The 19,009-nt window shown below is 67.1% G+C and carries 15 protein-coding genes; 5 read left to right on the top strand and 10 right to left on the bottom strand.

The genetic code is table 11. The annotated features are described in order from the left end of the window. Positions 1 to 109: 109 nt before the first annotated feature. Positions 110 to 1,516, bottom strand: coding sequence for a replication-associated recombination protein A (locus GD627_RS07455; protein ID WP_152271987.1), 1,407 nt, complete (start codon positions 1,514 to 1,516; stop codon positions 110 to 112). A 76-nt stretch (positions 1,517 to 1,592) separates the two neighbouring features. Here GD627_RS07455 and GD627_RS07450 point away from each other — a divergent pair, with 76 nt between their 5' ends. Continuing rightward, on the top strand, positions 1,593 to 2,180 hold the full coding sequence (locus GD627_RS07450; protein ID WP_152271986.1) for a Vms1/Ankzf1 family peptidyl-tRNA hydrolase: 588 nt from the start codon (positions 1,593 to 1,595) through the stop codon (positions 2,178 to 2,180). On the opposite strand, the gene GD627_RS07445 is transcribed toward GD627_RS07450, so the two are convergent. The 3 genes from GD627_RS07445 to aspS form a co-directional block, all read right to left on the bottom strand. Further along, on the bottom strand, positions 2,177 to 3,223 hold the full coding sequence (locus GD627_RS07445; protein ID WP_152271985.1) for an NAD(P)H-dependent flavin oxidoreductase: 1,047 nt from the start codon (positions 3,221 to 3,223) through the stop codon (positions 2,177 to 2,179). The two genes, GD627_RS07450 and GD627_RS07445, sit on opposite strands and share 4 nt — an antisense overlap. A gap of 9 nt (positions 3,224 to 3,232) precedes the next feature. Continuing rightward, entirely contained in the window at positions 3,233 to 4,069 is an 837-nt protein-coding gene (locus tag GD627_RS07440; protein ID WP_152271984.1) for a PhzF family phenazine biosynthesis protein, read from the bottom strand. A 145-nt stretch (positions 4,070 to 4,214) separates the two neighbouring features. Further along, positions 4,215 to 6,008 carry an aspartate--tRNA ligase gene (gene aspS / locus GD627_RS07435; RefSeq protein WP_186764240.1) on the bottom strand — a complete coding sequence of 598 codons (1,794 nt, stop codon included), beginning with the start codon at positions 6,006 to 6,008 and terminating at the stop codon, positions 4,215 to 4,217. 125 nt (positions 6,009 to 6,133) lie between these two features. Between aspS and GD627_RS07430 the strand changes: the two genes are divergently transcribed. Further along, positions 6,134 to 7,429 carry an APC family permease gene (locus tag GD627_RS07430; protein ID WP_194265999.1) on the top strand — a complete coding sequence of 432 codons (1,296 nt, stop codon included), beginning with the start codon at positions 6,134 to 6,136 and terminating at the stop codon, positions 7,427 to 7,429. Here GD627_RS07430 and GD627_RS07425 read toward each other — a convergent pair. Together GD627_RS07425 and hisS are read right to left on the bottom strand one after the other, a co-directional pair. Next, positions 7,426 to 8,445: an adenosine deaminase gene (locus GD627_RS07425; protein WP_152271982.1), complete on the bottom strand. Its 1,020-nt coding sequence runs from the start codon at positions 8,443 to 8,445 to the stop codon at positions 7,426 to 7,428. The genes GD627_RS07430 and GD627_RS07425 overlap by 4 nt on opposite strands. Before the next feature lie 49 nt (positions 8,446 to 8,494). Then, entirely contained in the window at positions 8,495 to 9,850 is a 1,356-nt protein-coding gene (gene hisS / locus GD627_RS07420) for a histidine--tRNA ligase (protein ID WP_146361833.1), read from the bottom strand. A 218-nt stretch (positions 9,851 to 10,068) separates the two neighbouring features. Between hisS and GD627_RS07415 the strand changes: the two genes are divergently transcribed. The 3 genes from GD627_RS07415 to GD627_RS07405 all read left to right on the top strand — a co-directional run bounded on the left by GD627_RS07415 (position 10,069) and on the right by GD627_RS07405 (position 13,020). Further along, positions 10,069 to 10,827 carry a peptidylprolyl isomerase gene (locus GD627_RS07415; protein WP_246165380.1) on the top strand — a complete coding sequence of 253 codons (759 nt, stop codon included), beginning with the start codon at positions 10,069 to 10,071 and terminating at the stop codon, positions 10,825 to 10,827. A 53-nt stretch (positions 10,828 to 10,880) separates the two neighbouring features. Beyond that, positions 10,881 to 12,308, top strand: a complete 1,428-nt coding sequence (locus tag GD627_RS07410) for a DUF349 domain-containing protein (RefSeq protein ID WP_146361831.1) — start codon at positions 10,881 to 10,883, stop codon at positions 12,306 to 12,308. A 100-nt stretch (positions 12,309 to 12,408) separates the two neighbouring features. Then, positions 12,409 to 13,020, top strand: coding sequence for a type IV toxin-antitoxin system AbiEi family antitoxin (locus GD627_RS07405; RefSeq protein WP_194265998.1), 612 nt, complete (start codon positions 12,409 to 12,411; stop codon positions 13,018 to 13,020). A 3-nt stretch (positions 13,021 to 13,023) separates the two neighbouring features. Here the strand turns inward: GD627_RS07405 and GD627_RS07400 are convergent, their stop codons facing one another. The 4 genes from GD627_RS07400 to GD627_RS07385 all read right to left on the bottom strand — a co-directional run bounded on the left by GD627_RS07400 (position 13,024) and on the right by GD627_RS07385 (position 18,925). After that, positions 13,024 to 15,189: a RelA/SpoT family protein gene (locus GD627_RS07400; protein WP_246165390.1), complete on the bottom strand. Its 2,166-nt coding sequence runs from the start codon at positions 15,187 to 15,189 to the stop codon at positions 13,024 to 13,026. Between the two features lie 455 nt (positions 15,190 to 15,644). Next, positions 15,645 to 16,661, bottom strand: coding sequence for a protein translocase subunit SecF (secF, locus tag GD627_RS07395; RefSeq protein ID WP_152271979.1), 1,017 nt, complete (start codon positions 16,659 to 16,661; stop codon positions 15,645 to 15,647). After that, a complete protein-coding gene (gene secD, locus GD627_RS07390) occupies positions 16,658 to 18,388 on the bottom strand; it encodes a protein translocase subunit SecD (RefSeq protein ID WP_152271978.1) in 1,731 nt (576 codons plus the stop codon). Before secD ends, secF begins: the two co-directional genes overlap by 4 nt. Positions 18,389 to 18,481: 93 nt before the next feature. Then, complete coding sequence (locus GD627_RS07385; RefSeq protein WP_281349984.1) at positions 18,482 to 18,925, bottom strand: preprotein translocase subunit YajC; 444 nt, start codon at positions 18,923 to 18,925, stop codon at positions 18,482 to 18,484. Between the last annotated feature and the right edge of the window lie 84 nt (positions 18,926 to 19,009).

The raw sequence follows: 19,009 nt of genomic DNA, 5'->3' as shown, positions 1-19,009 counted from the left end.
ATACTTTTACATACGGGGGAAGAGGACGCCGGCGTCTGGGCTTGCCAGTCAACCATCAATGCTAACACGCATGCCGCGCCCTGCCCGACGCCCTGCGCGGGAGCGGCCGTCAGGACTTTCCGCCCCGGATGATTCCGCGCAGGCGCTCCAGCCGGGCCGAGATGTCACGTTCCACGCCGTTGCCGGTGGGTTCGTAGTAGTTTTTCCCCACCAGGTCATCGGGGGCGTACTGCTGACGGGCCACGCCGTGCGGCGAATCATGCGAATAGACATACCCCTTGCCGTGCCCCAGCTGCTTGGCCCCCGGATAGTGGGCGTCACGCAGATGTGCGGGCACGCCCTGGCCCCACCCGGCCCGTACGTCTGCGATAGCTGCGTTGATGCCGTTGTAGGCGGCATTGGATTTCGGCGCCGTGGCAATATGCACTACGGCTTCCGCGAGGATGATCCGCCCTTCGGGCATCCCGATCAGCTGCACGGCCTGGGCCGCAGCGACGGCGGTCTGCAGCGCCGTCGGGTCCGCCATTCCCACGTCCTCGGACGCGGAGATGATCAGCCGCCGGGAAATGAACCGGGGGTCCTCCCCCGATTCCAGCATGCGGGCCAGATAGTGCAGGGCGGCGTCGACGTCGGATCCGCGCAGGGACTTGATGAAGGCGCTGGTGATGTCATAGTGCTGGTCCCCCGCCCGGTCATAGCGCAGTGCCGCCACGTCGAGGGCTTCCTCGGCGTGCTTGAGCGTGACTTCGGGGACGTCGTCGCCCTCGGCCTTCTCCGAGTAGGCGACGCCGGCGGCGGCCTCGAGCGCGGTCAGTCCCCGGCGGGCATCCCCCGCCGCCAGCCGGACCAGGTGCTCCAGTGCCTCGTCGCTGAGCGTGACCCGCCCGGCGAGTCCGCGTTCATCCTCGACGGCGCGCTGCAGCAGGGCCGCGATGTCTTCCTCGGTCAGCGGTTTCAGGGTCAGCAGCAGGGACCGGGACAGCAGCGGGGAAACCACGGAGAAGGAGGGGTTTTCCGTGGTGGCCGCCATGAGGACCACCCACCGGTTTTCCACCCCGGGCAGCAGCGCATCCTGCTGGGCCTTGTTGAAGCGGTGGATTTCGTCCAGGAAGAGGATGGTGGTGACGCCGTGCAGGTCACGGTCCGTCAGGGCCTGCTCCATCACCCGGCGGACGTCCTTCACGCCGGCCGTGATGGCGGAAAGCTCCACGAACTTGCGTCCGGCGCCGCGGGCGACGACGTGGGCGAGGGTGGTCTTGCCGGTGCCGGGCGGACCCCACAGCATGACCGACGAGGGCCCGGCGGGGTTGCGGTCATCGGCGGAGGAGGCCAGTGTACGCAGCGGCGAACCGGGGCCGAGCAGGTGCTGCTGGCCCACCACTTCGTCCACGGTGCGCGGACGCATCCGCACGGCGAGGGGGCTGCGCGGACGCACCCTCGTTCCCGCTGCCGCTCCGGCATCGTCAAACTCGGCGTCGTCGTCCCCGTCAGTGCTGAACAAATCATTCCCCGGCATACCATTCACGTTTCAAGGCTACTCGTGCCGTAACCTGAGCTGGTCCACCCCCTCATCATGGAAAGCAGGCCCCGCCGTGCCCGGCTCGCGCACCACCTATGTTTCCGCAGACCGGTTGTCCGGGTGGCTGGAACGGTTCGAGGCCGCGCAGGGCACCGTGGAATTCGTGCCCGAAAATGAGGGTCTGCGCGTGCGGGCGGCCTCCGGTGCCGAGGCCCGGCTGTTCGCCCCGTGGCCCGCAGACGGCCGTCCGGGGCGGGGGGCCAACGACGTCGAACGCCTGGCTTCGCTGGCCGGGCAGGCCCGGACCCTGGGCCTGGTGCTGGTGCGCCGCGGCGGTTACGCCGTCGGGGTCTCCCGGGAAGGCAGGCTGCTGGCCTCGAAAACCGGTTCCCCCAACAGCCGCCGGACCAACGCAGCTGATGCCGTTGCCGCGGTCACGGCGGAACAGGCGGCCGCAGTATTTGCGGGTGCCACCCCGGAGTACCTGGTCTTCGGCGGCGACCGGGTGCTGGCCGAACAGGTAGCCGCCAGGCGGGAATTTTCCCGCTGGGCCGCCCTTCCCCGGCTGCGTCCGCTGGACGTCCCTGACCCGAAGGCTGCGGTCCTGGCGCAGGCGGCCCGGAATGCGGCATCGGTGTTCGTCCGAGTCACCCTGCCCTAGGGGACGCCTGCCGCGCTCCCTAATCGCGCCACCGCGGCGGCCGCCGGCTCCGGCGCCGCAGAACGGTAACCCGTTCCGGCCCAGAGACTGGTGCCGTGCGGATTCCCGGCAGCCGCCGCCTGCGCCCGGAGGCGTTTCGTCATCTGGTTGACCAGCGGATAAGCGGCCGGAGCATCCGGGTGCTCAGCCATAAACCGGTTGGCGAGTCCACGGGCGGACCGTCCGGAGAAGGCACGCGTCAGTGCGGTATGGGTGAACTGCGGGTCCTGCAGGGCGGCCCGGTGTACGTCTGCGGTGCCGGCCTCCGGGCTCAGCAGCAACGCGGTGCCGATCTGCACGGCGTCAGCCCCTGCCGCCCGCAGCGTCCGTACCTGCGCGGCGGTGCAGATCCCCCCGGCGGCAATGAGTTCGACGCCTGGGCTGATAGTGCGCACGCCGCGCACCAGCTCGGTCAGCGGCTGTGCGGCCGGTTCCGCGGCGGCGTCAAAAGTCCCGCGGTGGCCGCCGGCCCCCGGCCCCTGCAGGCACAGGATCCGGGCACCGGCGGAAACGGCCTGGGCTGCTTCCCCTGCGGTGGTTACGGTGACGACGACGGCGCTGCCCGCATCCTGGAGCGCCGTCATGATCTCCCGGGCGGGCAGGCCGAAGGTAAAGGACACCACCGGTACCTGCAGCCGGAGAACCAGATCGAGTTTGGCATCCCAGCCGTCGTCATCCTCCGGATCCGGCAACGGCAATAGTTCCGGCGGGTACTCGCGGGCCAGCTGCTGCCGGTACGCCAGTGCTTCCCCGATCCGCCCGGATGTTCCGGATCCGACGGTGCTGGCGGTGTCCGGCACGAAAAGGTTCACTCCGAACGGTGCGTCGGTCAAATCCCGGGTCCGGGTGATCTCTTCGGCCACCGCCGCGGCGTCCTTGTAGCCGGCGGCCAGGAACCCCAGGCCGCCGGCGTTGCTGACGGCCGCCGCCAGAGACGGCGTGGAGGGCCCGCCGGCCATCGGCGCCCCGACGACGGCGTGCGGAAGGGAGTGCAGCGTCACCATGGCCGGCGGTTACAGCTTCACGGTGCCGTCGATGCAGGTGGTGGTTTCCCCGCCCACCCAGGTTTTGCGGTCCCGGGTAAAGATCCGCACAAGCCCGGAGCGTTCCAGCGCGGTGCCCTGGGTTACGGTGTAGCGTTCCGGCGCGAGCCCGGCGCCGATCAGCCACTGTGCCAGCCCGGCATTGAGGCTGCCGGTGACGGGATCCTCCAGGACACCGTGGCCGGGCGCAAAGGCGCGGACTTCGTAGTCCGTTTCGCCGCCGTCGGCCTGGGGTCCAATGACTCCGACGGCGAGGGAACCCATGGCCGTAGGATCCGGAGTCAGGGACAGGACGGTTTCGGCGTCCTTCAGGAGCAGGCCCAGCCAGCCGGGGCCGTTGTCGATCCAGTTCGAGGCGGAAACCTGGTCCCGGGTGATGCCCAGGGCGTCGACGGCCTGCCGGAGGACGCTCTCCTCCAGCTCGCCCGAGCGGATCAACGGCGGGGCGCCGAAGGCGGCCATACCGGCCGAGGCGTGCAGGGTTACCAGCCCCACTCCGCACTCCTGGATGACGACGCCGGGATAGTGCGGAATGTTGCCGGCTTCCAGCCAGGCGTGGCAGGTTCCCAGGGTGGGGTGTCCGGCGAAGGGGATCTCTCCCCCGGGCGTGAAGATGCGGACCTTGTAGTCGGCGCCGGCCTGCGTGGGCGGCAGCACGAAAGTGGTCTCGGAAAGGTTGGTCCACCGGGCAAAGGAGGCCATGGCTGCGTCGGAGACGCCGTCCGCGTCCAGTACCACCGCCACGGGGTTGCCCAGATAGGGCTTGGTGCCGAAGACGTCCACCTGCTTGAACCAGCGCTCTCTCATGCCCAAACACTATCGGGTGCCGGCACGGGAGTGTCCAGCGAAAGCCGGCATGTCCCGGCGCGGGTTGACCGGAGTCGAAGCCCGGGAGTTAAAGCACGGTACCCGGACGCGTGCTGCGTCCGGGTACCGTCGGGGCGGAAGAAGGCTAGGCTTCCTTCGCCGGTGCTTCCTTGTCCTTCTTGGCTTCCGGCTTGTAATCCACGCCGGCTTCCTTGCGCTGCTGCGCCGTGATCGGTGCCGGCGCCTGCGTCAGCGGGTCGTAGCCGCCGCCGGACTTCGGGAAGGCGATGACGTCGCGGATGGAGTCGGTGCCGGCCAGCAGTGCCACCACGCGGTCCCAGCCGAAGGCGATGCCGCCGTGGGGCGGTGCGCCGTACTTGAAGCCCTCCAGCAGGAAGCCGAACTTCTCCTGTGCATCCTCCTGCGAAAGGCCCATGACCTTGAAGACGCGTTCCTGCACATCGCGCTGGTGGATACGGATGGAACCGCCGCCGATTTCGTTGCCGTTGCAGACAATGTCATAGGCGTAGGCCACGGCCGACTCGGGATCGGTGTCGAAGGTGTCCATGAATTCGGGCTTCGGCGAGGTGAAGGCGTGGTGGACCGCGGTCCAGGCGCCCCCGCCCACTGCGACGTCGCCGGCGGCGACGGCTGCGGAGGCCGGCTCGAACATGGGGGCGTCAACCACCCAGACAAAGGCCCAGTCCTTCGGATCGATCAGGCCGGTGCGGTGGCCGATCTCCACGCGGGCGGCGCCGAGCAGGGCACGTGCCTCGCTCTTGTCGCCGGCAGCGAAGAAGATGCAGTCGCCGGGGTTGGCACCGACCTTTTCGGCGAGGTTCTCCCGCTCGAAGTCCGTCAGGTTCTTGGCTACCGGGCCGGTCAGCGTGCCGTCCTCCTGGACCAGCACGTAGGCCAGGCCCTTCGCGCCGCGCTGCTTGGCCCATTCCTGCCAGGCATCGAGCGTACGGCGGGCCTGCGAGGCGCCGCCGGGCATGACCACGGCGCCGACGTACGGGGCCTGGAAGACGCGGAAAGTGGTGTCCTTGAAGAACTCGGTGAGTTCGGTCAGCTCCAGGCCGAAACGCAGGTCCGGCTTATCCGAGCCGTAGCGGGCCATGGCGTCCGCGTAGGTCATGCGCGGGATCGGGGTGCTGATCTCGACGCCGATCAGCTTCCACAGCGACTTCACGATCTGCTCGCCCAGGGCGATGATGTCATCTTCCTCGACGAAGCTGGCCTCGATGTCCAGCTGCGTGAACTCCGGCTGGCGGTCGGCGCGGAAGTCCTCGTCGCGGTAGCAGCGGGCAATCTGGTAGTACTTTTCGAAGCCGCCCACCTGCAGCAGCTGCTTGAACAGCTGCGGGGACTGCGGCAGCGCGTACCAGGACCCCGGTGCCAGGCGTGCCGGAACCACGAAGTCGCGGGCACCCTCAGGGGTGGAACGGGTCAGCGTGGGGGTTTCGATTTCCACGAAACCTTCGTCATGCAGCAGGTTCCGGGCCACCCGGTTGGCTTCGGAGCGCAGGCGCATGGCCGCTGCCGGTGCCGGGCGGCGCAGGTCCAGGTAGCGGTGGCGCAGGCGGGCTTCCTCGCCGACCTCCACGTGCTCGTCAATCTGGAACGGCAGAGGGTCGGAGGTGTTCAGGATCACGACGTCGTCCGCGATCACCTCGATTTCGCCGGTGGCCAGGGCCGGGTTTTCGTTGCCCTCGGGCCGCTTCTGCACCGTGCCGGTGATCTGCAGGACGTACTCGTTGCGCAGGCCGTGGAAGACATCCTCTTCACGCACCACTACCTGCGCCACGCCCGAAGCGTCGCGGAGGTCGAGGAAGGCAACGCCGCCGTGGTCGCGCCGTCGGGCGACCCAGCCTGCAAGAGTAACGGTCTGTCCAATATGCTCGGCCCTCAGGGAACCAAGGGCATGAGTGCGCAGCACAGCTGTCCTTTCGAGAAACTTGCGGAAACCACTGTTTCCGCCCATTGTGAATACACGGTCTTCTTGAGAGTTTACCGGTGAACCGACCAGCCCCCCGCCAAGCACCTACCGATGGGACACCCCTGTTGTCCGGCACTACCCACCCGCGCGTTCCCCTGGGAGGCTTTGACGCCACCACTGCCGGCTTAGGCTCCATCGTCGGTGCGGGTGCGTTTGTTGCCTTTGCGCCGGCGGCGGCCGCCGCCGGTCCCGCAGTGGGTGCGGCCCTGGGAATCGCGGCGTTAGTGGCCGTCCTTTGCGGACTCTCGACCTTCCAGCTCAGCCGCGCCGTCCTGCGGCGCCTTCCCGAGGACCAGGGCGGGGATGCCACTGCCCGAACCGCGGCACGGATCCTGCTGGGACCGTACAGCGGGTTCCTGTCCGGCTGGACCCTGGTGTGGGGGCTGCTGCTCTCCTCCGCGGTGCTGGCCCTCGCGCTTGGTGCGTATGTTGTCCCTGAGCACCCCAGAGCCGGTGCGGCAGGCGCCGTCGTGGTGATGGCCGCCGTGAATCTGCTGGGATTTCACCGAGACCCGTGGGTGACCCGCTTCACCGTTGCCTTCGTCTTCAGCGTCCTCGCCTTCACGGTGGTGGTGCTCTTCAACGAGGCACCGAACCAGCCGGTGCGGGTGGGCGCGGAGATTGAGGCCTCCACCTCCGGAGTGCTGCAGGCAGCCGGGCTCCTGTTCTTCATGTTCTCGGGCTACACCCGGCTGGCCACCATGGGTCCCGGTGTGCGCAATCCCTCACGGAACCTTCCCCTCGCCATCCCCGCGGCACTGGCCGTGGCCTTCATCCTCTATTGGTTCATGGGCTCCTCCCTGCTGGCGTACTACGGGGCCGCAGCGCTGTCCGCGGAACCCGCTCCGCTGCTGGAACCCATGCTGAGCGTCGGCGCGAACGTGGGGACGGGGGCGCTGGTTATTGCGGTGGCCGCCGCTGCCCTTGGCGGTCTGTGGTCCCTGCTGGACTCGGCAGGCGGAACAGCGTCCGCCATGGCCTCCGACCGTGATCTGCCGGCATTCTTCGCCGCGTCCCGGAACACCCGGACCGGGTCCGTGCCCTGGGCTGCCCAGGGAACGGCGGCCGGCATTGCCCTGCTGCTGGTGCTGTTCGGTGATCTGGACGAGCTGCTGGGGATGGCGTCCTTCGCGCTGCTGTTCTATGCGGCCATTACCGCCGTGTGCGCATTTTCACTCAAGGACCGCAGCCGCCATGCCCCGCGGATCCTGAACCTCGCGGGAGCGGCCGGTGCCCTGCTGCTGGCACTGTCGCTGCCGCCGCTGTCCATCAGCCTGACGCTGATCATCCTCGTGGCGGGGCTGGTGGTCCGGTTGAGTTTCCGGCGGCCGCGCTCCACCAGGACGCCGCCGGCGCTTTAGGCCGCTTCGGGCCCGGCCGCCGCCCACGCACGGACTTCGCCCAGCAGTTCGGCGCGCCGTCCCGCGGACGCAAACGAAGCTTCGATGGAATCCTCCGCGAGCCGGGCGAGCTGCGCCCGGCTCAGGCCGAAGACTTCCTGCACGGTCCGGAAGTTGTCATCCACGTAGCCGCCGAAGTACGCGGGATCGTCAGAGTTCACTGAAATGTTCAGCCCGTGATCGAGCATCTGCGGCAGCGGATGCTGCGCCAGGCTCTCCACGGCCTGCAGGCGCACGTTGGACAGCGGGCAGATGGTCAGCGGGATTCTCTCGCGGACCAGCCGCTCGACCAGGGCCGGGTCATCCAGGCAGGTGATGCCGTGGTCAATCCGGTCGACGAGGAGCAGGTCCAGGGCCTCCACGATGTAGGTGGGCGGCCCCTCCTCGCCCGCATGGGCAACGGTCCTCAGTCCGGCCTCCCGCGCCCTCCGGTACAGCTCGACGAACCACGACGGTGGATTCCCCACCTCCGCGGAGTCCAGGCCTATCGCAATGATCGGCGCACCCATGGCCAGCAGCTCTTCCAGGACCTCCAGGGCTTCCGCCGCAGGGCGGTCACGCAGGAACGCGGCGATCAGCCCGGTGGAGATGCCGAATTCCTCCTCGCTGCGCTCCAGCACCGCGCAGACGCCGCGGACGGAGGTCTCGAGCGGAATCCCGCGGAGGAGGTGCGCCTGCGGGTCCATCATCATTTCCACATGCCGCACCCCGGCGGTGGCTGCCCGGCGCAGATAGGCACGGGTCATATCGGCGAAGTCCGCCTCCGTACGCAGGACGTCCATATTGGAGTAGTACAGGTCCAGGAAGGACTGCAGGTCCGTGAAGCGGTAGCGGGCGCGGAGGTCCTCGAGATCGGCGTAGGGCAGGTCGATGCCGTTGCGCGCAGCCAGTTCGAAGATCAGCTCAGGTTCCAGCGTCCCTTCTATGTGCAGGTGGATTTCGGCACAGGGCGGGGTGGCAAGCAGTTCGGCAACCATGGACCAAGCCTAGGAGCCTCCGCCGGCAACAGCTACCCGGCCCGCTCCGCTAGGCGGTGGGAACCGAAGCCGGGGTCACCTGCACGGCGAGGTCCTCCGCCGGCGGTGTCCAGAGCGCGGGATCCGCCGGCACCTGCTCGCCGGTGCGGATGTCCTTGACTTCGTGGCTGCCGTCCTCGGCGGTGAACCAGACAAACGGGATGCCGCGCCGGTCCGCGTACTTGATCTGCTTACCGAACTTCTCCGCCTTGGCTGCCACCTCCACGGGAATCCCGCGGCTGCGCAGCAGTGCCGCGGTGTCCTGGGCGGAGGACCAGGAGTCATCCGTGGCCAGGGTCATCAGCACCACGGTGGGCACGCTGCGCGAGGCTGAGGCGAAGTCCTGGCTGAGGATCCGCATGACCAGGCGCGTCACCCCGATGGACAGCCCGACGCCGGGGAAAGTGCGGCTGCCCTTGCTGGCCAGCGCGTCATAGCGGCCGCCGGAGCAGATGGAACCCAGGGATTCATGCCCCACGAGCACCGTTTCGTAGACAGTGCCCGTGTAGTAGTCCAGGCCGCGGGCAATGCTCAGGTCCGCCACCACGCGGCCGGGGGCGCGCTTGACGGCTTCCGAGATGACCTGGGAAAGCTCGTCCAGCCCTTCGTCGAGCAGCTCGTTCGAGACGCCCAGGGCGCGGACCTGCTCCACGAAGGACATGTCCTCCGTGCGGATGGACGCCAGCTTCAGGGCGGCATCCGCCTGCTCGGCCGTGGCACCGAGTTCTTCCTGCAGGAGTTCGGCCACCCGCTGCGCACCGATTTTCTCCAGCTTGTCGATGCTCCGCAGCACCCCGGCAGTGTCTTCCAGGCCGATGCCGCGGTAGAAGCCTTCGGCCAGCTTGCGGTTGTTGACCCGGATCTTGAAGTCGGGGATGGGCAGGGCGCCGAGGGCTTCGGCAATGACCAGCGCCAGCTCGACGTCGTACCGGAACGGCAGCGCACCGTCGCCCACCACGTCAATGTCGGCCTGCGTAAATTCGCGGGCTCGGCCTTCCTGCGGGCGTTCGCCGCGCCAGACTTTCTGGATCTGGTAGCGCCGGAACGGGAAGGACAGGTGGCCGGCGTTCTCCACTACGTAACGGGCAAACGGCACGGTCAGGTCAAAGTGCAGGGCCAGGGAGTTGGGATCCGTCTTGCCGGAGGCTTCGCCTTCTTCAGCCTGCAGCCGGCTCAGTGCGTAGACTTCCTTGTCAATTTCGCCCTTGCGCAGCAGCTGGCCCACCGTTTCCACGGCACGGGTCTCAATGTTGGAAAAGCCGTGCAGTTCGAAGGTGCGGCGCAGTACGTCCAGGACATGGAGTTCAACCAGGCGCTCCTGCGGTAGCCATTCGGGGAAACCGGACAGTGAGGCCTTGCGTGCCATGGCGGCAAACTCCTTAGAGGTGGGCGAAACGGCACAGGCAGCGCTCCGCCCGGCCAAAGTGCACGCTCGAGGCGTGCATAAACTATGTGCGGCACTCATTTTAGCGAACTCGGGCGCAGCCCTTGTTCCGGACGCGCGGGGCAGGTCCCTGCGGTCCGGGCCGCGCCATGACAGATCAAGCATCCAATCCAGCATCCAATCCAGCACAGGAGGCAACGGTGTCAGCACACCGCACCAGCCGTGAAGACCGGCGGCGCGTGGCGAGGATGGAAGCCCGAAGGGCCTTCGCCGCCGCCCGTGCCCAACGCCGGAAACGCGACAACCTTTTCGCGGCCGCGGCCGCCGTCGTTCTCCTGGCCCTGGCCGTGGCCCTGCAGGTGAGCTGGTTCAGTTCGGACCCCACGGCCGAGGAGCTGGCACTGCTGAAGGAGGACGCCGCCGTCGCCGAGCTGCCCGACGTTCCGGATCCATCCGTGGCTGCGGGCAAAACCTTCACCGGGTCCCTCTCCCTTGGCCAGGGTGAGGTCGGGGTGGAGCTGGACGGCGCTGCCGCCCCGCAGGCCGTCTCCGTGTTCAAGACACTTGCCGATGACGGGTATTTCACCGGAAAGGACTGCCACCGCCTGACCGCCACGGAAACCGTGTCCGTGCTGCAGTGCGGATCGCCGAACGGTGACGGGCAGGCCGACCAGGACTTCCTCTGGGGGCCGGTGGAAAACGCCCCGGCAGACGGCGTCTACCCCGCAGGCACCGTCGCCGTCGCCCGCGGCAATGACGTGATGAGCAACGGAACACAGTTCTTCATCGTTTACAAGGATTCGACGCTACCCCAGGAAACGGGCGGCTACACGATAATGGGTAAGGTAACGTCAGGTCTTGACGTAGTACAGGCCATTGCTTCCTCGGGGACGGACTCCGGGGGGACCGATGGCTTTCCGAAGGACCCGGTGACGATTAACTCGTTCACCCTGAAATAAACGGCGGCGCGGGCTTCGCAAACTGCCATCCATCGAGTGAAAGACTTTTAGCGGTGACAGACAGTCAGAAATCCGACGAAACAGCAGGGCTCTCCACGGAAGCATCCCGGCCTGCCACTCCCAGCCCGGCAGCACTCGCGGCACGGCACCCCTCCCCCGCGGCCGTAGGCGCCCGCACCGGCGCCGCAGCGCAGCCGGTGGTGGCCGCGCCGGCAGCACACTCCACCCCGCTGGAGGAAGCCGCCCGCTTTGCACGCGTGGAGGAGGACGGCCACGTCTTCCTGATCGTGGACGGCGAGGAAACCGCCGTCGGGCAGTTCCCCGACGCGTCCAAGGACGAGGCGCTGGCCTACTTCGTGCGCAAGTACGACGACGTTGCCAGCCAGCTCCTGCTGCTGGAACAGCGGGTGCAGGTCAAGGCGCCGGCCGCTGACATCCATAAGACGCTGAAGCATCTGGCCCAGCAGGTGGCCGAGCGCAAGATGGTGGGCGACATCAAGGCCCTGGACGCACGCATTGCAGAGCTTGAAGCCACGCTCAAGGAAGCAGAGGCCGCCGAGCGCGCCGAAGCCGAGGCAGTGAAGGCACGCGAGCTGGCTGCCCGCGAGGCGATCGTTGCCGAGGCGGAGGAGATCGCCGCCAAGGACCCCGCCAGCATCCAGTGGAAAACCAGCAGCAACCGGATGAACGAGCTCTTCGACGCCTGGAAGACGGCGCAGAAAAACGGCCCGCGCCTGGGCCGCAGCACCGAAGATTCCCTGTGGAAGCGGTTCCGTTCCGCCCGCACCGTCTTCGACCGTCACCGCCGCGCCTATTTCTCCCAGCTGGACAGTGAAAACTCCTCCGCGAAGGCTGCGAAGGAAGCACTCATTGCCCGCGCCGAGGAACTGGCCACCTCCACCGACTGGGGCAACACCGCCGCCGAATACCGGCAGCTCATGGACGAGTGGAAAGCCTCCAAGCGTGCCAGCCGCAAGGACGATGACGCCCTGTGGGCCCGTTTCCGTGCCGCGCAGGATGCGTTCTTCACCGCCCGGCAGGCTGCCAACGAGGTAATCGACGAGGAATTCGCCGCCAACCTTGTGGTGAAGGAAGAGCTGCTGAAGGAAGCCCAGGCGCTTCTGCCCGTGCGGGACCTGACGGCTGCCCGCAAGGCCCTGCAGTCCATCCGCGAACGCTGGGAAGACGCCGGCAAGGTGCCGCGGGCGGACATGGGCCGAATGGAAGCCGGTATCCGCAAGGTCGAGGAAGCCGTCAAGGCTGCCGAAGACGAGCACTGGCAGCGCAGCAACCCCGAAACGAAGGCACGCACCAACTCCGCGCTGTCCCAGTTGGAGGCCACCATCGCGGCGCTCGAGCAGGACCTGGCCGACGCCGAGAAGGCCGGCAACGCGAAGAAGATCGCCGATGCCCGGGAGGCCCTGGAAGCCCGCCAGCAGTGGCTGGCCATGCTGCAGAAGTCCGCACAGGACTTCGCTTAGGCTTTATCCCCTTCGCACCGCGCAGGCCCCGGTCCCCCGTTATCCACAGCGGGCGGGCCGGGGCTTTCGCTTTGCCGGCGGAGCACGCACGCTGGCTGGTATGCCTGCTTCACTCTTTCCGTATCCCGGAGCCCTTCCGCAGGTCACGTCCACGGGCGGGGCGCTGTTTACCGCGGGGGAGGTATTCCGCCACGAGGAACTCCAGGCCATGGCCATGGACGGGTTGCTGCGCCATGTCTACGCCGGAACCTTTGTGCGCTGGGACGTCCGGGCGGATCCGGTGGTCCGTGCCCTTGCGGCGTCCGCGGAAGTGCCGCAGCAGCTGCGCCGGCGTCTCACCATGGGGCGGATGACCGCCGCCTGGATCTACGGCTGCGCGCCCCGGCCGTCCCGGCTCGATGTCCTGGCGGACCGGCGCAGCCGCACCGGTGCCCTGCAGCCCTTCAGCACCTCCGTCCTGCACGAGGTCCTGCTGGGGCCGGCGGACCGTGTGGACGTGGGAACAGTGTCTGTGACGTCTCCGCTGCGGACCGCGGCCGACGTGGCCCTCTATGCGGGCAGCGCCGAGGCGGTTCCCACCCTGCGGCGTCTGGCGGCGCACCCGGTGCTGGGCTGCCGGCTGGACCTCGTGCGGCGTGCCCTGGAGGCGGGCACCCGGGTGCCCGGCAAAGCGGCGGCACTGGAACGCGTCACAGCTGCCGCCGCCGAATAGCCGCTAGACCCGCCGCTGCGATCCGGTGGTCCGGTACACATCGAAGACGCCGTCAATCTTCCGGACGGCGCCGAGAATGTGGCTCAGGTACTTCGGATCCCCCATCTCGAAGACAAACTTCGACATAGCCACCCGGTCACTGGAGGTGTTGACGCTGGCGGAGAGGATGTTCACGTGGTTTTCCGAAAGGACCCGGGTGACGTCCGAGAGCAGGCTCTTGCGGTCCAGTGCCTCCACCTGGATTTCGACCAGGAACACGCTGGACTGGGTGGGCGCCCATTCCACCGGCACAATGCGGTCCGGCGTGGCCCGCAGTTCCTGCACATTGCGGCAGTCGCTGCGGTGTACTGAAACACCTGAGCCGCGGGTGACGAAGCCGATGATGGGATCCGGCGGGACGGGCGTGCAGCAGCGGGCCAGCTTGACCCACACGTCGCCGGCGCCGCGGACCGTGACGCCCGAGTCGGAGAATTTCGGGCGGCGGGCTGCCGTCACCACGGGTGTTTCGGCAATGTCCTCCTCGGCGCCCTGGTGGCCGCCCATCAGGGCGACCAGGTGCTCAATGACGTTCTGCGCGGAGGTATGGCCGTCTCCCACGGCGGCATACAGTGCGGAAATGTCCTGGTGGTGCAGCTCCTCGGCCACCGCCACCAGCGCATCGTGCGTCATCAGGCGCTGCAGCGGCAGGTTCTGCTTCCGCATGCCGCGGGTCAGCAGGTCCTTGCCCTTTTCAATGGCCTCTTCGCGGCGTTCCTTGGTGAACCACTGGCGGATCTTGTTGCGGGCACGCGGGCTCTTGACGAAGCCCTGCCAGTCCTGGCTGGGACCGGCGCCTTCAGCCTTGGAGGTGAAAATCTCTACCCAGTCGCCGTGCTGCAGCTCGCTGTTCAGCGGCACCAGTTTGCCGTTGACGCGTGCCCCGATGGTCCGGTGTCCCACCTCGGTGTGGACGGCATAGGCGAAGTCCACCGGCGTCGATCCGGCCGGCAGCGCCATGACTTCGCCCTTGGGGGTGAAGACGAACACCTCGCGGGCGTTGATTTCGAACCGCAGCGAATCCAGGAACTCGTCCGGGTCCGAGGTTTCCTGCTGCCAGTCCACGAGGCTGCGCAGCCAACCCATGTCATCGGCGCCCTCGGGGCCCTTGTTGCCGTCCTTGTACTTCCAGTGCGCGGCCACACCGTATTCGGCACGGCGGTGCATGTCATGCGTGCGGATCTGGATTTCCACCGGTTTGCCGCCGGGGCCGATGACCGTGGTGTGCAGTGACTGGTACATGTTGAACTTCGGCATCGCGATGTAATCCTTGAACCGCCCGGGAAGGGGGTTCCAGCGCGAATGCAGGGCACCGAGGGTGGCATAGCAGTCACGGACCGAGTCCACCAGGACGCGCACGCCCATCAGGTCATGGATGTCGTCGAAGTCTTTGCCGCGCACGATCATCTTCTGGTAGATGGAGTAATAGTGCTTGGGCCTGCCGGTGATGGTGGCCTTGATCTTGACCGCGTGCAGGTCATCGGCGATCTGGGACCGCACCGTGTCCAGGTACTTTTCCCGTTCCGGTGTGCGGTCCCCGACCATCCGGACAATCTCGTCATACACCTTGGGGTGCAGGGCGGCGAAGGACAGGTCCTCCAGCTCCCACTTGATGGTGTTCATGCCCAGCCGGTGGGCCAGCGGGGCGAAGATTTCCAGGGTTTCCCGCGCCTTGCGGGCCGAGGATTCCGGTGAGACGAAACGCCAGGTCCGGGCGTTGTGCAGCCGGTCCGCCAGCTTGATCACCAGCACGCGGATGTCCTTGGCCATGGCGACAACCATTTTGCGCACGGTTTCGGACTGCGCGGCGTCGCCGAAGGTGACCTTGTCGAGCTTGGTGACGCCGTCCACCAGCATGGCCACCTCGGGACCGAAGTCCCGGCGCAGCTCATCGAGGGTGTAGCTGGTGTCCTCCACCGTGTCATGCAGCAGTGCGGCCGCCAGGGTGGTGCCGGTCATGCCCAGTTCGGCAAGGATGGTGGCTACGGCAACCGGATGGGTGATGTAGGGGTCGCCGCTCTTACGCTTCTGCCCCTCGTGGCTCCGCTCTGCCACCACGTAGGCGCGCTGGATCAGGTCCAGGTCTTCCTTGGGGTTGTTCACCCGCACGGTGCGCAGCAGCGGCTCCAGCATGGGTGAGTAGCCGGGATGGCCCCGGCCGGCGAGCCGGGCAAGCCGGGCTCGGGTGGAGGTGCGGCGCCCGGTTGACGGCGCCCGCCCCGAGCCGCTGCCGGCCTTCGCCGGTGCGGGGGTCCTGGGCTGGGCCGGTACCGGGACCAGTGCGTCGGTGGTGCGGTTTTGCTCAGCATCCAGCGCCGCAGCTTCGTTGGCTGCGGTGCTTTCGCCGGCCGGGGCCATCCCCCCGGTGCCGCTGTTTCCCGCCTCATCGGCAGGCGTTGCACTGTTGGCCACTGACGACCTTTCTTCCGTGCTTAATTCAAAGCAGGTGCTTAAAAACGCTTCCATCGCGGCCGCTGCGGCTGCTCCTGTTTCCCAGTCTAAGCCTGCCCGCGCCGCACTTAAACCGCCGGTTCCGTACTCCTTCGCTAAAGGAGGACGGAACCGGAAGGGAATACCAGGGTTCTGGCCTAGGCGCTGACCGCCGCTGAGGTCTTGGTCTCGGCTGCGCGGCGCTCGGCCACCCGCTTGGCCTGCTTCCGGATCCCGGGTTCGTTGCGGCGCAGGACCGCGTACATCGGGGCCGCAATGAAGATGGTGGCGAGGGTGCCCAGGATGATGCCGACAAACAGCGCCAGCGACAGGTCCTTCAGGGTACCGGCACCCAGCAGCAGCGCACCGATGAACAGGATGGAGGCCACCGGGAGAACGGCCACCACGGACGTGTTGATGGACCGGACCAGGGTCTGGTTCACCGCGAGGTTCACTTCCTCGGCGAAGGTCCGTTTGGTGCGCTTGTCCAGGTCCTTGGTGTTCTCGCGGACCTTGTCGAAGACCACCACCGTGTCATACAGCGAGTAGCTGAGCACGGTGAGGAAGCCGATGATGGCCGACGGCGTGACTTCGAAGCCGCTCAGCGCATAGACGCCGGCGGTGACCACCATGACCACCAGCAGGCCGGTGACGGCCGCCAGGGACATTTTCCAGGTCCGGAAGTACAGGGCCATCAGCACCGCGGCCAGCGCGACGAAGACCACTAGGCCTACCAGCGCCTGCCGGCTGACGTCGCTTCCCCAGGTGGGGCCGATGAAGGTGGAGGTCACCTCGTCCTGGCTCACCCCATAGGTATCCGCCAGTGATTCCTTGACCTGGATGGTCTGGTCATCGCTGAGCTTTTCCGTCTGGATACGCATGGTGTTCGGGGCAATGTTGGTGACCTTCGGATCGGTGGTGCCTGCCACCTCCGCCACGGCTTCCTCACCGCGTCCGACGTCGGTATTGCTGACGTTGGAGACGGTGAACTCGGAACCGCCGCGGAATTCGATGCCGAGGTTGAAGCCGCCCTTGGCCACCGGGATGAGGATCGACAGCGCCACGGCGGCTGCTGCGATGAAGAACCAGAGCTTCGCCTTGCCGACGAAGTTGTAGGACCGCTTTCCGGTGTAGAGGTCATTGCCGAATGCGGCGAAACTGGGGAGCTTACTCATGACTCGCCGTCCTTCTCGGAGCTGCGGCCGGATCCGGCCATGGATTCCTGCTTTTCGGCAAGGCGCCGTTCGGCGATGGTCATCCTGCGTTCGGCTTCCTTGGCGGCCGCCTTGTTCTTGCCGCGCACCGCCGGGGAATCCGCGGGAGTGCGAACGCGTCCGGCACCGCGGTACAGCGGTACCGCGCCGAGGCGGCTCGGGTCGAGGCCGGAGAAGCGGTGGCCCTCGCCGAAGAACCTGGTCCGTGCCAGCAGCACCATGGTCGGGTGCGTGAACATAAAGACCACAATGAGGTCCGCAATGGCGGTGAGGCCGAGGGTGAACGCGAAGCCGCGCACGTTGCCGACCGCTACGAAGTACAGCACGACGGCGGCGAGGATGTTCACGGCCTTGGATGCCAGGACGGTGCGCTTGGCGCGTTTCCAGCCGTTGTCCACGGCGGACACCAGGCCGCGGCCGTCGCGGAGCTCGTCACGGATGCGTTCGAAGTAGACGATGAACGAGTCGGCGGTCTGGCCGATGGCGACGATCAGGCCCGCCACGCCTGCCAGCGAGAGCCGGTAGTTGTGGCTCCAGCCCAGGATGGCGATGGCCAGGTAGCTCAGGAGACCGGCGACAACCAGGGAGGCAATGGTGACAAGGCCGAGCGCCCGGTACTGGAACAGCGAGTACACGGCAACCAGCGCGAGGCCGATCAGGCCGGCGATGATGCCCATGCGGAGCTGGTCGGCGCCGAGGGTAGCCGAGACCTGCTGTTCGCTCTGGATCTCGAAGCTGATCGGCAGGGCGCCGTACTTGAGCTGTTCGGACAATGCCTCGGCGCTCTCCTGCGTGAAGTTGCCGGTGATCTGGGGCTTGCCGTCGGTGATGACCGCGTTGACGGTCGGCGCCGAAATGATCTGGCCGTCCAGGACAATGGCGAACTGGTTCCGGGGGTCCCCCTCCGGGAAGGCGAAAAGACGCTCGGTGACGGAACGGAACTTGTCCGTGCCCTCGCCGTTGAACTCGATGTTCACGGCCCACTGGTTGGTGGAGACGCCGTTGTTGCCCTGGGCCATGCCGAAGCTGGCCGTGGAGATGTCCACGCCGGGAACTTCCACCGGACCCAGGATGTACTTACCCGCAGTGCCCGGTTCGCAGGCAACCATGGGCTGGTCTGCCGGAGCCTGCTCCGCGTTGGCAATGGTGTCGGGATTCAGGCAGTCAGTGGTTTCGAACTGCGTCTGCAGCTCGGGTGAAATCCAGTTGGTGTCCGAAGCATCCGTGGGCTCGGCCGACGGGGTGGGCAGCTGTTCTGCCGGAGTCGGGTCCGTGACTGCTGCACCCTGTCCCCCGCCGCCGCTCAGGACCGGACGGAACTCCATATTGGCTGAAGCCTGGATCAGTTCGCGTGTCTCGGCATCGGGGACGCCGGGCAGCGACACCACCACATTGCGGTTGGACTGGGTGCTGATCTCCGCTTCGGAGACGCCGCTGCCGTCCACGCGCTGGCGGATGATCTCCACCGCCTGGTCGAGCTGCTCGGTGGTGATGTCGGAGCCGCCTCCCTGCACTTCGGGAGCCAGGATCATCTGGGTGCCGCCCTCGAGGTCGAGGGCGAGTTTCGGGGTCCAGCTGGCGTTGCTCCACATGGAACCACCGCCAAGGAGAAGGGCCAGTGCAGCAATAATGACGCCCAACCAGAGGAGCGTCTTTTTCGCAGCCGAGCCGGGGCCGGTACGGGGCATAGGGAATATTCCTTAAGGGCGAAGATCACCGGGACCGTCATGGTCGCCGGGCGGCAGGCAGGGCACCGATGCCCCGCCTGGCTCGTGGAGAGTCTAGTTCTCTTTTTTCTCGTCGCGGTTCAGGCGCTCGAGTGTTTCTTCGGGGGTCTCATCCCGCGGAGCGGCTGCGTCGCGGCCTACTGCGGCGTCGGTGCTCCCGTTGGTGTCCTTGCCGAGGGTGAGCGAGGAGGCATCATCGGGAACGACGGTGTCCTCCGCAGACGCTGCTTCTTCAGCGGGAATGGTGACGACCTTCGTCAGTGCCTGGAGGTGCACGGTGGCGGTGTTGCCGGGGGAAAGCTCCAGCACAGCCTTGTTTTCCTCCTGGTCGACGGACACAATCCGCCCGAACAGTCCGAACTGGGTCATGACCTCGGTACCCGGAACCATCTGGGACCGCTGCTGGGCCACCGTCTGCGTGGTCTTCTTCTGCTTGCGGAACATCATGATGACGAAAACCGCCAGCAGCAGAGGGAGAAAGAGATCAGCAATATTCACGTGGAGAGTTCCGTTTCTGTTGGGGAAGTGCGGGGCGTCCGGGCATACTGCCGGGACCGTGCCCAAGGGCCAGTCTAAACGGAA

The sequence above is a fragment of the Arthrobacter yangruifuii genome, from assembly GCF_009192775.1.
Lineage (GTDB): Bacteria > Actinomycetota > Actinomycetes > Actinomycetales > Micrococcaceae > Arthrobacter_B > Arthrobacter_B yangruifuii.
The sequence above is the reverse complement of the archived record's forward strand: the minus strand, read 5'-3'. Positions and strand labels throughout refer to the sequence as shown.